Origin of the sequence: Streptomyces sp. ISL-94 (assembly GCF_018614075.1) — a bacterium.
Taxonomy (GTDB): Bacteria; Actinomycetota; Actinomycetes; order Streptomycetales; family Streptomycetaceae; genus Streptomyces.
The window spans coordinates 1-13,341 of record NZ_JAGGOZ010000017.1 but is presented as its reverse complement, the minus strand read 5'-3'; the positions used below and the strand labels follow the sequence as shown (position 1 = coordinate 13,341).

12 protein-coding genes and 2 tRNA genes are annotated in these 13,341 nt (G+C 72.8%); 11 read left to right on the top strand and 3 right to left on the bottom strand.

Going from position 1 to position 13,341, the window contains the following annotated elements; genetic code table 11:
- Positions 1–7: 7 nt before the first annotated feature.
- Both J7E94_RS06400 and J7E94_RS06395 read right to left on the bottom strand, forming a co-directional pair.
- Positions 8–3,397, bottom strand: a complete 3,390-nt coding sequence (locus J7E94_RS06400; RefSeq protein WP_215013100.1) for a PAS domain-containing protein — start codon at positions 3,395–3,397, stop codon at positions 8–10.
- Between the two features lie 119 nt (positions 3,398–3,516).
- The gene (locus tag J7E94_RS06395; RefSeq protein ID WP_215013098.1) at positions 3,517–3,951 is read right to left on the bottom strand and encodes an SSI family serine proteinase inhibitor; all 435 of its coding nucleotides are present in this window, start codon (positions 3,949–3,951) and stop codon (positions 3,517–3,519) included.
- 186 nt (positions 3,952–4,137) lie between these two features.
- On the opposite strand from J7E94_RS06395, the gene J7E94_RS06390 reads away from it, so the two are divergent.
- From J7E94_RS06390 to J7E94_RS06380, 3 genes are all read left to right on the top strand, one after another.
- Positions 4,138–4,228: transfer RNA gene (locus tag J7E94_RS06390), tRNA-Ser, on the top strand.
- Between the two features lie 259 nt (positions 4,229–4,487).
- Positions 4,488–4,560: transfer RNA gene (locus J7E94_RS06385), tRNA-Arg, on the top strand.
- Between the two features lie 204 nt (positions 4,561–4,764).
- Positions 4,765–5,130, top strand: a complete 366-nt coding sequence (locus J7E94_RS06380) for a PH domain-containing protein (protein WP_215013096.1) — start codon at positions 4,765–4,767, stop codon at positions 5,128–5,130.
- Between the two features lie 18 nt (positions 5,131–5,148).
- Here the strand turns inward: J7E94_RS06380 and J7E94_RS06375 are convergent, their stop codons facing one another.
- Positions 5,149–6,060, bottom strand: coding sequence for an SMP-30/gluconolactonase/LRE family protein (locus J7E94_RS06375; protein ID WP_215013094.1), 912 nt, complete (start codon positions 6,058–6,060; stop codon positions 5,149–5,151).
- Positions 6,061–6,167: 107 nt separating this feature from the next.
- On the opposite strand from J7E94_RS06375, the gene J7E94_RS06370 reads away from it, so the two are divergent.
- The 8 genes from J7E94_RS06370 to J7E94_RS06335 all read left to right on the top strand — a co-directional run.
- Entirely contained in the window at positions 6,168–6,602 is a 435-nt protein-coding gene (locus J7E94_RS06370) for an Lrp/AsnC family transcriptional regulator (protein WP_215013092.1), read from the top strand.
- Positions 6,599–7,483 (top strand): DUF2797 domain-containing protein, encoded by an 885-nt coding sequence (locus J7E94_RS06365; RefSeq protein ID WP_215013089.1) that lies wholly within the window; start codon positions 6,599–6,601, stop codon positions 7,481–7,483. Before J7E94_RS06370 ends, J7E94_RS06365 begins: the two co-directional genes overlap by 4 nt.
- 103 nt (positions 7,484–7,586) lie before the next feature.
- Positions 7,587–7,925, top strand: coding sequence for an antibiotic biosynthesis monooxygenase (locus J7E94_RS06360; RefSeq protein ID WP_215013087.1), 339 nt, complete (start codon positions 7,587–7,589; stop codon positions 7,923–7,925).
- Positions 7,879–8,790, top strand: a complete 912-nt coding sequence (locus tag J7E94_RS06355) for an amidohydrolase family protein (protein ID WP_215013085.1) — start codon at positions 7,879–7,881, stop codon at positions 8,788–8,790. The genes J7E94_RS06360 and J7E94_RS06355 overlap by 47 nt, the downstream gene beginning before the upstream one ends.
- Positions 8,791–8,866: 76 nt before the next feature.
- On the top strand, positions 8,867–9,634 hold the full coding sequence (locus J7E94_RS06350; protein ID WP_285440720.1) for a response regulator transcription factor: 768 nt from the start codon (positions 8,867–8,869) through the stop codon (positions 9,632–9,634).
- A complete protein-coding gene (locus J7E94_RS06345; RefSeq protein ID WP_308344626.1) occupies positions 9,634–11,286 on the top strand; it encodes a HAMP domain-containing sensor histidine kinase in 1,653 nt (550 codons plus the stop codon). Before J7E94_RS06350 ends, J7E94_RS06345 begins: the two co-directional genes overlap by 1 nt.
- A gap of 25 nt (positions 11,287–11,311) precedes the next feature.
- The gene (locus J7E94_RS06340) at positions 11,312–12,586 is read left to right on the top strand and encodes a bifunctional glycosyltransferase family 2/GtrA family protein (protein WP_215013083.1); all 1,275 of its coding nucleotides are present in this window, start codon (positions 11,312–11,314) and stop codon (positions 12,584–12,586) included.
- A partial coding sequence (locus tag J7E94_RS06335) for a glycosyltransferase family 39 protein (protein ID WP_215013081.1) occupies positions 12,583–13,341 on the top strand: 759 nt, incomplete at its 3' end. The genes J7E94_RS06340 and J7E94_RS06335, both read left to right, overlap by 4 nt.

Genomic DNA, 13,341 nt, shown 5'->3' with positions numbered 1-13,341 from the left:
AGGATTACTAGTTGGTGCCGATCTTGGCCAGCAGGTCCACGATGCGGCCCTGAACATCGGCGGTCGTGGCCCGCTCGGCGAGGAAGAGCACGCTCTCGCCGGAGGCCAGCCGCGGCAGTTCGGCCGGGTCGATGCCGGTCGTCGTGTAGACGACCAGCGGGGTGCGGTTCAGCTGCCCGTTGGCGCGCAGCCAGTCCACGATCCCGGCCCGCCGGCGCCGGACCTGCATCAGGTCCATGACGACCAGGTTGGGCCGCATCCGCGTCGCCAGTTCCACGGCGTCGGTATCGGCGCCCGCGCGGGCGACGTGCATCCCACGCCGCTCCAGGGCGGCGGTCAGCGCGATGGCGATCTCGTCGTGCTCCTCGATCAGCAGCACACGGGAGGGGTGCTGCTCGCTGTCGCGCGGCGCGAGCGCCTTCAGCAGCACGGCCGGATCGGCGCCGTACGCCGCCTCGCGCGTGGCGTGCCCCAGCCCGGCCGTGACCAGTACGGGCACCTCGGCGGCCACCGCGGCCTGGCGCAGGGACTGCAGGGCGGTCCGGGTGATCGGCCCGGTCAGCGGGTCCACGAACAGCGCGGCGGGGAACGCGGCGATCTGCGCGTCCACCTCCTCGCGGGAGTGGACGATCACCGGGCGGTAGCCGCAGTCGCTGAGCGCCTGCTGCGTCTGCACATCGGGCGCGGGCCACACGAGCAGTCGGCGCGGGTTGTCCAAGGGCTCCGGCGGCAGCTCGTCGTCAACGGGCTGCGGCACGGGACGGTTGACGACCTCCACGGCGCCGCCCGGACCGTCCAGCGGCTCGGGGCCCTCGTCGGAGCCCGCCTCGGGGGCCCCTATGGCGAAGGCCCGGCCCTGGGGCGCGGGCTCGGAGAGCCGGCGACGGCGGCCGGAGCCCGAGCCGGCGGGGTCCACGGAGATGCCCTGGCCGAGGGTGCCGAGGGCGCGCACGCTGATCGGCTGCGAGGCCTGCCCCTCCGCCGGGGTGTCCTGCGGCTGCCGGGCCCCGGGAACGGCGACCTGGCCGGAGGCCTGGTCGTCCTCGGGAGCGGTCCGGGCCGCGGGAACGGGCCACGCCGGGGTCGCTGGCAGGGCACGCCGCCGCCCGGTGGGGTGCGCCTGCTCTACGGGATCCTCCGCGACCGGCGGCGCGGCGGGCGCCTCTGCCTCGGCTCCGGGCGCGCCCAGCACCCGGCGCCCACGCCGCCCGGACGCGGTATCGCCATCGGCCTCGGCGGGAGCGGGAGCCGGCCCGGCCATCGCGGGGGCCTGGGGAGCGGGAGGAGCCGGGGTCGGCCCGGCGGGCAGTGCGAAGCCCCCTTCGGGGGCGATGGGCCGCGCGGGAGCGGGCGTCGGCCCGAGCCCGGTCGCCGGCACGGGACCACCGGGCTGAGCGGGAGCGGCAGGACGGGCGGGACCGGCCGGACCCAGGGCCCGCCGCCGCCCGGCAGGATGCTCCATCAGCGGAACCGGGGGCACTGGGGGGACGGGCGGTAGCGCGGGCATGGCGGTGCCCTGCGGGGGTACCGGCCGTCCGGGGCCGCCGGGACCGTTCTGGCCGCCGGGACCGCCCTGGCCCCCGAGAGCGCCGACGCCGACCGGCCCACCGGTCGCGCCGGCCTCGGCGCTGCCGTCGCCGGCCCGACCGCGCCTGCGCCCGGTGCCCAGTCCCGCCGGGTTCACCGGGGACTGCGCGAGCTCCAGTCCCGCGTCGGGGACGCCGGTCTCGCCCGCCCGCCGCCGCCCGGACGGCAACGCCAGCGCGCCGCCGCCCTGGCCGGCTTCGGGCCCCGCAGTCTCGTCGTCCAGGAAGGCGTCCACACCGCGCCGGGCCCGGCGCCCGCCGGAGACCTTGCCCGGGGCCGCGCCGCCGGCCGTCCCCGCAGCGTCCTCCGCCGGACCGGCCGGGGGCTCCTCCGCCGGCTCCGGCAGGGTCACCGTCCCGGCTCCCGCGCCCAGCGGCAGCTCCAGCACGTACGCCCCGCCGGGTGCGCCCGGCACCTCCACCGTCTGGAGCACGCCCCCGTGCGCCGCCACGATCCCGCGCACGATCGGCTCGTGCACCGGGTTCCCGCCCTCGTACGGCCCGCGCACCTCGATCCGTACGACATCACCGCGCTGCGCGGCCGCCACCACGATCGTCGAGTCGCTGTACCCGCTGCCCTGGCGGGTCTTGCCGGTGGCGTCCACCCCGGCGACGTCCGCGACCAGGTGCGCGAGCGCGGTTGCGACGCGGCCCGCGTCCACCTCGGCCTCGATCGTCGGCGCGTGGACGGCGAACTGCGCGCGGCCCGGTCCGATCAGCTCGACCGCGCCGTCGACACCGGCTGCGACGACGCCGTTGATCAGGACCTTCTTCTTTGTGAGCCGGTCCGTGCCGGCGTCCAGGCGCTGGAAGCCCAGGACGTTGTCCACCAGCGTGGTCATCCGGGAGTACCCGGCGGCCAGGTGGTGCAGCAGCTGGTTGGCCTCGGGCCACAGCTGTCCCGCGTCGTCGGCGGCCAGCGTCGCCAGCTCCCCGCGCAACTCGTCCAGCGGCCCCCGCAGCGACTCGCCCAGGACGGCCAGCAGCTGTGCGTGGCGGGCGGCGAGGGCGTCATAGGGGCGCCGGTCGGTGAAGGTCATCACGGCGCCGACGAGCTGCTCCCCGTCCCGTACGGGCGAGGTGGTCAAGTCGACGGAGACCGGCTGCCCGGCCTTGTTCCACAGCACCTGCCCGCGCACTCGGTGCTTGCGTCCGCTGCGCAGGGTGTCGGCGAGCGGGGACTCGTCGAAGGGGAAGGGGGAGCCGTCGGCACGCGAGTGCAGGACGAGCCCGTGCAGTTCGCGGTTGCCGAGGTCGGTGGCGCGGTAGCCGAGGATCTGGGCGGCGGCCGGATTGACCAGCACCACCCGTCCGTCGGTGTCGGTGCCGACGACGCCCTCCGCCGCGGCCCGCAGGATCATCTCGGTCTGCCGCTGGGAGCGGGCCAGCTCGGCCTCGGTGTCCACGGTTTGAGAGAGGTCCCGCACGACGAGCATCAGCAGCTCGTCACCGGTGTAGGCGGGTTGCGGCTCGCGGTAGGCATCGCGCCCGTCGAGATGGGCGCTGGTGACCTCGACGGGGAACTCGCTGCCGTCGGTGCGGCGCGCGGTCATCCGCTTGGGCCGGGACCGGCCGCCTTCCTCCTCGCCGGGCCGGCGCATGGAGCCGGGGATCAGCTTGGAGTCGAACTCGGGCAGAAGATCGAGCACGCCGCGGCCGACGAGCCCGGTGCCCGGGCTCTCCATGACCTCGAGAGCGATCGAATTCGCGTTGACGACCGTGCCGTTGGCGTTGACGAGCAACAGCGCGTCCGGAAGAGCGTCGAGTATTGCTGCGAGGCGAGCAGCGCCTCGGGATGGCCTGCTGCTCACGACGAGCTTCCTCCCTGACCACAACTACCGGCATGTCACGGGAGGAGTCTAAGGCCACAGCCCCCCGGCGGGGTGGCCGATGTGAAGTGGATACCGCCCGTTCCGCGCATCCTCCCAGGTCAGGAACGTCCACTCGGAAGCAGAGGTTCCAACTCGTCCCAGCGGTTGATTTCGCAGCCGTTCGTCCGGCGGAAGGCCGCGTCCACTTTGCGCCCGTGCCAGGTGCCCGTGATCCGGGCGGTGGCCGGGCCGCCGTGCTCCGTGGTGCAGATCTGGCGTTCGGAGACGGGGGCGAAGGGGTCCTTCCCCTCCGCGGCGAGCCGCTCCAGCGTTGCGCAGGACTCTTCGGGCCAGGGGTGATTGCCGCCCACGGGGCCGCATTCGAGTTCGTACTTGCGGTCCATCTGCCGGTTGCCGGTGTTGGCCATGGTGATCGTGAGGCGGTCGGGACCCCCCGACAGCAACCTGCCCAGCGGCTCGGGGAGCGGGGGCAGTGGCCCGGCGGCCGCGGCAGCCAGGGCGGAGGTGACGGCGAAGGCGGCGAGACGCAGCATGGGGCACTCCAGGTCGTCCGTACGTCGTACGCGTGACCAACGACGAGGGTGCCCTGACGTTGCGCGCTGCGGGGGCTTTAAGGCTTTGCCTCTTGGCCGCCCCTGCTAGTACCGTGGGAGCGGATTGGTGAGGGGCCCTGCGCCTGTGTCATCATCTGCACGCACCCTCGTCCGCGAGGGTGTGCTGGAGGCGTCGCCTAGTCCGGTCTATGGCGCCGCACTGCTAATGCGGTTTGGGGCTTACCCCCCATCGAGGGTTCAAATCCCTCCGCCTCCGCACTTCACGAAGCCCCGGTCCATGCGGACCGGGGCTTCGGTGCGTTAGGGGGCGACTGCTCCGGAGGAGCCGGCCACTGCGAGAGGCTCACGCTCCCGGGCGAACCTCCGGGACTCGGGCCCCGCCCCAACCGGATGATCTTCTTCCAGGGCGTTTCCGCAGGTCAGAGCTGGTTTGGCTAATGGATTTCGCGTCCCGGCGAGGTCCATGTATTGTTGTTCTCGCAAGGCCAACGGGGCGCAAAACCCCAACAAGCCAAGCACTCGTAGCTTAACGGATAGAGCATCTGACTACGGATCAGAAGGTTGCAGGTTCGAATCCTGCCGAGTGCACAGCAGGACGAAGGCCCCCAGGAGAAATCCTGGGGGCCTTCGTCGTTTGCCTTCTTTGTGTCCTCCTTGGTGGGGAGGGGATACCCCGGAGGTAGTCGGGGTTGGGATGGCTCTGGCGGGGGACGCGGGTTACGGACGGGCGTCGGTACGGTCTTTTCAGATCGTTCGAGCGTGATCGTTCGAACCTGAAGGGCGGGGGCTTTCATGGGACTGTTCGGAAACGCGCACAGCATCGACCAGGCGTCGGCGCAGCGGGACTACGCGCGGCTGCTGGGGCAGGGCGAGCAGGTGCATGCCGCCTATCTGCTGATCCGGGACACGATCCTCTTCACCGACCGGCGGCTGGTGCTCGTCGACAAGCAGGGGATCACGGGCAAGAAGGTCGAGTACCACTCCGTCCCGTACCGGAGCATCACGCACTTCTCCGTGGAGACGGCCGGCCACTTCGATCTCGACGCCGAGCTCAAGATCTGGATATCCGGGAGCTCGGCGCCGATCGAGAAGACCTTCACCAAGGGGGTCGACATCTATGAGGTGCAGGCGATCCTGACGCAGTTCGTCGCCCGGTAGGAGGGCGCCGCGCTGCTCTCAGAGGACGCGGGGGAGGCCGGTCACCGACATCACCAGGGAGTAGAGGGAGGTGGTGGCGGTGATGAAGAGGCGGTTGTTCTTGGGGCCGCCGAAGGCGATGTTCGATACGGGTTCGGGGATGCGGAGGCGGCCGAGCAGGGTGCCGTCCGGGTCGTAGCAGTGAACGCCGGAGTGCATCGCGGCCGCCCACAGCCGGCCCTCGTCGTCGAAGCGGATGTTGTCGACTGAGGGGCAGGCGGTGAAGACCCGGTCGCCGGTGAGGGTGCCGTCGTCGGTCACCTTGAAGGCGCGGATGTGGCCGGCCCGGGTGTCGGCGCCGTACAGCTCGCTCTCGTCGGGGGAGAAGGCCAGCCCGTTGGGGCCGAGGAACCCGTCGGCGACCATCCGGACCTCGCCGGTGGCGGGGTCGGCCCGGTAGAGGTTGCAGGCGCCGATCTCGCTGGGTGCCCGCCGGCCCTCGTAGTCGTTGGTGATGCCGAAGTCCGGGTCGGAGAACCAGATCGATCCGTCCGAGCGGACGACCGCGTCGTTCGGGCTGTTGAGCCGTTTGCCGTCGAAGCGGTCGGCGATGACGGTGAGGGTGCCGTCGGGTTCGGTGCGGGTGACGCGGCGGTTGCCCTGTTCACAGGTGATCAGGCGGCCTTCGCGGTCGATGGTATTGCCCTTGGAGTGGCCGGCCGGGGAGCGGAAGACGGAGACGGCGCCGGTCGCCTCGTCCCAGCGCAGCATCCGGTCGTTGGGGATGTCGCTCCACACCAGTTGCCGCCAGGCCGGCAGGTACAGCGGGCCTTCCGCCCAGCGGCAGTCGTCGTAGAGCCGTTCCAGCCGGGCGTCGCCGTTGGTGCAGCGGCCGGTCTGGAAGCGCTCGTCCAGGATCTCGTACAAGGTGAGGTCGGCTATGGCAGACATTATTCCCCCTGAGAAAAGATTGCCGAATTTCGTTCGGCATGATGGTGAGATTGCAGGATCCGGTACCGTCTTCGCAAGGGCCGACGGGCCCATGGGAGGAAAATCGCGTGGACGACATCGACCGGGCGCTCGTCCTGCGCCTGCAGGAGGACGCCAGCCAGTCGTACGCCGCTCTCGGCACTGCCGTAGGGCTCTCGGCCGGGGCCACCCACGAGCGCGTACGGAAGCTCCGCGAGCGCGGGGTGATCCGGCGGACCACCGTCGAGGTCGACCCGGCCGCGGTCGGCAGCGGCGTGCTCGCCTACGTGATGGTCGACTCCAGCGCCTGGATGGGTGAGTCCGGCGCCGCCTTCGCCGCCATTCCCGAGGTCCAGGAGGCGCACATCATCGCGGGGAGCGCCTCGGTGCTGGTCAAGGTGCGCACGGCCTCGACCGGGCAGTTGCAGGACGTCCTGCGCCGCCTGTACGCCATCGACGGGGTCAGCGGTACGCATGCCACCGTCGTCCTGGACACCTTCTTCGAGCGGCCGCTCCCGCTGTGACCTGGTGGTGTACCGGGATCCGGTGGAGCGAAGGGCGGCCCGCCATCGGGTGGTACGGGCAGGGGCGCGGCGAGCGGGCGAGCGTGCTCGCCTACGGGCAACGGCTGGCCTTCGTGGCGCGCGGGGAGCGGCAGTGCCTGGGAGTGCGGCGGGCCGGGAAGCGGACGCCCTGCCCCACCTCCGCAACCGTGCCCGGCCGCGCGGGGAATGCCCAGTGCGCCGCATGTGCGCGTCTTGACCGGTCGTTCTCGGTGGCCGCCGACACCAACGTGGCCGATCCGCGTACCTACCGGGTCTATCTGGCCTGGTTCGGGCCCGGGATGGTCAAGGTCGGCATCACCGCCGAGGAGCGGGGCTCGGCCCGGCTGTTGGAGCAGGGTGCGGTGGCCTGGGCGTGGCTGGGGCGGGGGCCGCTCATGGCCGGCCGGCGCGCGGAGGAGCTGCTGCGGGCGGCCCTCGGGGTGCCCGACCGGATCGCGTACGCCCGTAAGCGGGCCGCACGGGCACACCTGCCGGGCGCACCCGAGTGGGCCCGGGAGGTCGCCGAGCTGCACGCCCGGGCGGCCGCGCTGCCCGGGTGGCCGGAGTCCCTCGAGCGGGTGGGGTGCGAAGTCGTCGATCACGCGGGGGCGTTCGGGCTGGAGGGACTGCCCGCGCCGGCGCGGGTGATCACGGGGATGGTCCCCGGCGGGGCGGTCGTGGGCCTGCTGACGGGAGCTGCCGGGCCCGATCTGCACCTCGCTGACGGGCTGGTGGTGGACACCCGGCTGCTGGCGGGATGGGAGCTCGTGGCCCCGGCGGACGACGCCGTGACCAGCGTGCCGATGGCGCAGGTCCCGGCCTCTGGAACCGGTCCCGTCGAGCAGGACGGGCTGTTTTGAGGGGTTTGGCCGGCGGCGGCCATGGTCAAGTCTTGGATCCCTTTCGCCTTTCGGGGCCCATCCGGGTGGACATGCCAGGGGCCCGCCGCCGAAGGTGGTGGGCATGACCACTCAGCCGGTACCGGCCTTCGAACCGCCTTATGTGATGGCCGTCTTCAGCAATGTCCGCACCGCCGACGACAGCGGTTACCCCGAGACCCTCGCCCGCATGAACGAGATCGTCGCGGAGAATCCCGGCTTCCTCGGCTACGAGTCCGCCCGCAGCCCGGGAGGCCTCGGCATCACCGTCGCCTACTTCCGCGACCACGAGTCGCTCACCGCGTGGCGCGAGGATCTGGAGCACCGTGCGGCCATGAAGCAGGGCCGCACCGACTGGTACGAGAGCTACACCCTGCATGTCGCCACCGTCGAGCGGAGCCACGGCTTTGTCCGCAACGGCTGAGTCGGTCCGCGCCTTCCGGGACCGGCTCGGGCTGCCCGGACTGGTGGACGTCCACACGCACTTCATGCCCACCCGGGTCTTGGACAAGGTGTGGGACTACTTCGACGCGGTCGGCCCGCTGACCGGTGTCGCATGGCCCATCACCTACCGGCACGAAGAGGAACAACGGGTCGCGCTCCTCCGGGAGTTCGGGGTTCGGGCCTTCACTGCCATGCTCTACCCGCACAAGCCGGCGATGGCCGCCTGGCTCAACGCCTGGTCCGCCGATTTCGCCGCCCGGACCCCCGACTGCCTGCACACCGCGACCTTCTTCCCGGAGGAGGGCGTGGCCGCGTACGTCCTGCAGGCCGTCGAATCGGGGGCGCGGATCTTCAAGGCGCACCTCCAGGTCGGCGGCTACGACCCGAACGACGACCGGCTCGACGCGGTGTGGGGGCTGCTGGCCGAGGCCGGGATCCCGATCGTGATCCACTGCGGCTCCGGGCCCGTCCCCGGCAAGCACACCGGGCCCGAGCCGATCGCCCGGCTGCTGGCCCGCCACCCGCGGCTGCCGCTGATCGTCGCCCACATGGGCATGCCCGAGTACGCCGACTTCCTCGACCTCGCCGACCGGTACGGCGAGGTGCGGCTGGACACCACCATGGCCTTCACCGACTTCTCCGAGCAGTTCAGCGGCTTCCCGCCCGGGGACCTGGGCCGGCTCGCGGACCTCGGCGACCGGATCCTGCTCGGCACCGACTTCCCGAACATCCCCCACCCGTACGAGCACCAGCTCGACGCCCTGGAGCGGCTCGGCCTGGGGGACGGCTGGCTGCGGGCCGTCTGCCACGACAACGCCGCCCGCATCTTCCGCCTCCCCGACTGAGAGGCCTGCCCCGTTTCTCAGGGAATTCACAGGGAGCGACAAGAACGCTCTCACAGGCGCCGGTCAGCGTGGTCGCATGACAGCGACGACCACCTCCCACGCGTCCACGTCCACCAGCAACCCCACGGCCCTGGTGCGGCCCGACGGCGGCCCCTGCCGGGTGCTCGTCGTCGACGACGAGGCCTCGCTCTCCGAGCTTCTGTCCATGGCCCTGCGCTACGAGGGTTGCGAGGTCCGCAGCGCGGGGGACGGGGCGGGCGCGGTGCGGGCGGCGCGGGAGTTCCGGCCGGACGTCGTGGTCCTCGACATCATGCTTCCCGACATGGACGGGCTGGCCGTCCTCGGGCAGCTGCGCCGGGAGGTCCCCCAGCTCCCCGTGCTGTTCCTGACGGCCAAGGACTCCGTCGAGGACCGGATCGCCGGCCTCACGGCGGGCGGCGACGACTACGTCACCAAGCCGTTCAGCCTGGAGGAGGTCGTGGCCCGGCTGCGCGGCCTGGTCCGCCGTTCGGGCGCCGCCCAGGCGGCGCGCGGCGGCTCGGTGCTGGCCGTCGGCGACCTGCGGCTCGACGAGGACAGCCACGAGGTGGTCCGGGGCGGCCGGGAGGTCCACCTGACCGCCACCGAGTTCGAACTGCTGCGCTACCTGATGCGCAACCCGCGGCGGGTGCTGAGCAAGGCGCAGATCCTGGACCGGGTGTGGTCGTACGACTTCGGCGGCCAGGCCAACGTGGTCGAGCTGTACATCTCCTACCTGCGCCGGAAACTGGAGAGCGGGCTCGGCATGGCCCCGATGATCCACACCCGGCGCGGCGCCGGCTACCTGATCAAGCCGGCCGAGTAGTGGCGCTGCGTCCGCCCCGGCGGCCGTCCCGGCTGCTGCTGTCGCGGCTGGCCTCGTGGTGGCCCCGGCGACTGCCCTGGCTGCTGCCGCCGCGTCTGCCCTGGAGGCGGCCGTGGCGACTGCGTTCCCGTCGGCCCTGGTCCCTGCGGACCCGGCTCGTCGTCTCGGCCGTGGCGCTGATCGCCGTGGTGGGCGTGGCCATCGGGACCGTCACCACCCTCGCGCTGCGCTCGTACCTGGTCGGGCGGCTCGACGAGCAGCTGACCACCTCGGTCGAGATGGCGGGCCGGCCGGGCCCCGGACCCGGGAAAGCGGCCCGCGAGAACATCGCCGGCTTCGTGCTGGCCCCCGGCAACCCGACGGGCACCGCCGGGATCCGCCTCGACTCCGACGGCAAGGTCATCGTCACCGCCCTCACCTCGCCCGCCGAAGGGCCCGCGCTCGACCCCCGCCCCCTCGGCGAGGCCCAGACCGCGGCCCTCGCCGAGGTCGCCCGCAAGGCCGCGCACAGCCGGACCGGGCCGCGGGACCTGGACCTGCCGGGGCTGGGTGCCTATCGGGTGCTGGCCGCCCCCGACGGGAGCCTCGTCCTCGGCTTCCCACTCCACGAGGTGGACTCCACCGTCAACACCCTGATCACGGTCGAGGTCTGCGTCACCCTCGCCGGGCTGATCGCGGCCTCCCTGGCCGGACAGGTCCTGGTCGGCGTCGCCCTGCGCCCGCTGCGCCGGGTGGCCGCCACCGCCACCCGGGTCTCCGAACTGACCCTGCACAGCGGCGAGCCGGTCCTTCACGAGCGGGTCCCGGGCACCGAGGCCGATCCCCGCACCGAAGTCGGCCAAGTGGGCGCTGCCCTCAACCGGATGCTGGGCCACGTCTCCTCCGCCCTCACGGCCCGCCAGCAGAGCGAGACGCGGGTCCGCCAATTCGTCGCCGACGCCAGCCACGAGCTGCGCACCCCACTGGCCTCCATCCGCGGCTACGCCGAACTGACCCGCCGGGGGCGGGAGGAGCCCGGCCCCGACACCCGGCACGCCCTGGGCCGGATCGAGTCCGAGGCCACCCGCATGACCGGCCTGGTCGAGGACCTGCTGCTGCTCGCCCGGCTCGACGCCGGGCGCCCGCCCTCCACCGGCCACACCGACACCGACGTGGCCCCCCTCGTCATCGACGCCGTCAGCGATGCCCGGGCCGCCGGGCCCGAGCACCACTGGCGCCTGCGCCTGCCCGAGGAACCCGCGCCCGTCCGCGCCGACCCGGCCCGGATCCAGCAGGTCCTGGTCAACCTCCTCGCCAACGCCCGTACCCACACCCCGCCCGGCACCACCGTCACCGCCCATGTTTCACGTGAAACATCCACCGTCCGGCTGCGGATCGAGGACGACGGACCCGGTATCCCACGGGCCCTGCTCCCCCACGTCTTCGAACGCTTCGCCCGCGGCGACGCCTCCCGCTCCCGGGCGGCGGGCTCCACCGGACTCGGTCTCGCCATCGTCCACGCCGTGGTCACCGCCCATGGCGGGCAGGTCGGCGTACGGAGCGAGCCGGGGCGGACCTGCTTCGAGGTCCTGCTGCCCCTCGCACCGGGCGCGGCGCCGGCCGCGGAGCCAACAGACTCACAGACGGGGCACAGGCTCACCACACAGCGGTGACAGGCCGTCCCACGAGGGTCGGAGCATGCCAACCGACACCTCTCCCGGGGCCCTTCCGGCACGGGCGCCGCTCGCGCCCGTGCCCGGCGAGCCCGTCCTCGACGTGGTGATCCCGGTCTTCAACGAGGAGAAAGACCTCGGCCCCTGCGTGCGCAGGCTCCACGACCACCTCACCCGCACCTTCCCCTACCCCTCCCGGATCACCGTCGCCGACAACGCGAGCACCGACCGCACCCCCGAGGTCGCTGGCGCGCTCGCCGCAGCCCTGGACGGTGTGCGCAGCACCCGGCTGGAGGAGAAGGGCCGGGGCAGGGCCCTGCGGACCGTCTGGTCCGACTCCGAGGCACCCGTACTCGCCTACATGGACGTGGACCTCTCCACCGACCTCAACGCCCTGCTGCCGCTGGTCGCCCCGCTGATCTCCGGTCATTCCGACCTCGCCATCGGCACCCGGCTCGCCCGCTCCTCCCGGGTGGTGCGGGGAGCGAAACGGGAGTTCGTCTCCCGCGCCTACAACCTCCTGCTGCGCTCCTCCCTCGCCGCCCGGTTCAGCGACGCCCAGTGCGGGTTCAAAGCCATCCGGCGCGAGGTCGCCGAGCGGCTGCTGCCGCTGGTGGAGGACTCCGGATGGTTCTTCGACACCGAACTGCTCGTGCTCGCCGAGCGGGCCGGGCTGCGGATCCACGAGGTGCCGGTGGATTGGGTCGACGACCCCGACTCCACCGTCCACATCGTCAGGACCGCCACCGAGGACCTCAAGGGCGTCTGGCGGGTGGGCCGGGCGCTGGCCGTCGGCGCGCTCCCCCTCGACCGGCTCGCCCGCCCCTTCGGCGACGACCCCCGCGACCGCTCCGCGCTGCCCGGGGTGCCGGGCGGGCTGGCCCGCCAGCTCCTCGGCTTCTGCGCCGTCGGAGCCCTGTCCACCCTCCTCTACCTGCTGCTGTACTCCGCCTTCCGCGCCGGAACCGGCCCGCAGCTCGCCAACGGGGCCGCCCTGCTGCTCTCCGCCGTGGCCAACACCGCCGCCAACCGGCGGCTCACCTTCGGCGTGCGCGGCCGGGACCGGGCCGTGCGCCACCAAGCCCAAGGGCTGGTGGTGTTCGCCATCGGACTGGCCCTGACCAGCGGCTCCCTCGCCGCCCTCGGGGCGGCTGCGGCCCATCCCGCGCACAGCACCGAGCTGGCCGTCCTGATCACCGCCAACCTCGCCGCCACCGTGCTGCGATTCCTGCTCTTCCGCGCCTGGGTCTTCCCCGAGCGGCGCGGCCCCGAGATCCCTACGCCCAAGGACGGCCGATGACCACGGCAGCACTCCCCCTCTTCCCGGCCGCCGAGGCCCGGGCCCGTACCGGCCGGCCGCGCTGGGAACGTCCCGCCCTCGCCGGACTCCTGATCGCCACCGCCGCCCTGCTGCTGTGGGACCTGGGCTCCTCCGGCTACGCCAACTCCTTCTACTCCGCGGCCGTACAGGCGGGCAGCGAGAGCTGGAAGGCCTTCTTCTTCGGATCGTCGGACGCCGGGAACTCCATCACCGTCGACAAGCCCCCGGCCGCCCTGTGGCCGATGATGCTGTCGGTCCGGCTCTTCGGACTCGGCTCCTGGCAGATCCTCGTCCCGCAGGCCTTGATGGGCGTGGCGACGACCGCGGTGCTGTACGCCGCCGTACGGCGCCACTTCGGGCCGGGGGCCGCGCTGCTGGGCGGCGCCGCCTTCGCGCTCACGCCTGTCGCCGCGCTGATGTTCCGCTTCAACAACCCCGACGCGCTGCTGACGCTGCTGCTGACGGTCACCGTGTACTGCCTGCTGCGCGCCCTGGACGGGGCGCACACCCGATGGCTGGTGGGGGCCGGGGGCGCGGTCGGCTTCGCCTTCCTCACCAAGACCCTTCAGGCCTTCGTCATCCTGCCGCCGCTCACCGTGCTGTACGCCGTCTGCGCGCCCACCCGGCTGCGCAGGCGGCTGGGCCAGCTGCTGCTGGCCGGGCTCGCGATGGTGCTGGCCGGCGGCTGGTGGGTGGCCATCGTGGAGCTGTGGCCCGCCGCCTCCCGCCCGTAC